Origin of the sequence: Photobacterium sanguinicancri (genome assembly GCF_002265265.1) — a bacterium.
Lineage (GTDB): Bacteria > Pseudomonadota > Gammaproteobacteria > Enterobacterales > Vibrionaceae > Photobacterium > Photobacterium sanguinicancri.
This window is the reverse complement of sequence record NZ_NOIF01000480.1, coordinates 1-414: the sequence shown is the minus strand read 5'-3', so window position 1 is coordinate 414 and position 414 is coordinate 1. Positions and strand designations below refer to the sequence as shown.

Sequence of the window (414 nt, the reverse complement as noted above, 5' to 3'; positions counted from 1 at the left end):
AGATCGTACCGCTTGAGCGCACTGAAGATCAAATCCAGGGCGCCGTCGCTTGGAGACTTGCCGTACACCTCGCTGACCTGAGTCCATGTCGTCACGAATTCTGGGTAATCGTCTGGATTCATTGGATGATGCCTCGCTCTCTCGCCATGCGCTGCCCGCGTTCGTAGGGCGTCTCTCCGATTGGCCTGCCCCGGCCCGATGTGCCGCCACCAAATTTCTTGGCATTGCGGAGCCAGGTGTTCAGGGCTGCATGCCAATCCTTCATCGTCGAGCGCCTCGCCCGGTGATAGTCGATGAACTGTGGCAGCTCGTCATTGATGCTCACGCCCTGCTCCGCGGCTACCCTCCGGTTTGTTTCGTTGGGCTCGAACCCGTCTGGGATTTGGTGTGCGCGACTGCGCGCGGGGGCGCTGC

General features: G+C 61.1%; 1 protein-coding gene. It reads right to left on the bottom strand.

Annotated elements, in window-relative coordinates:
- Positions 1-118: 118 nt before the first annotated feature.
- Positions 119-414, bottom strand: a 296-nt coding sequence (locus tag ASV53_RS24700) for a hypothetical protein (protein WP_205049249.1), incomplete at its 5' end; no start/stop codon positions are given.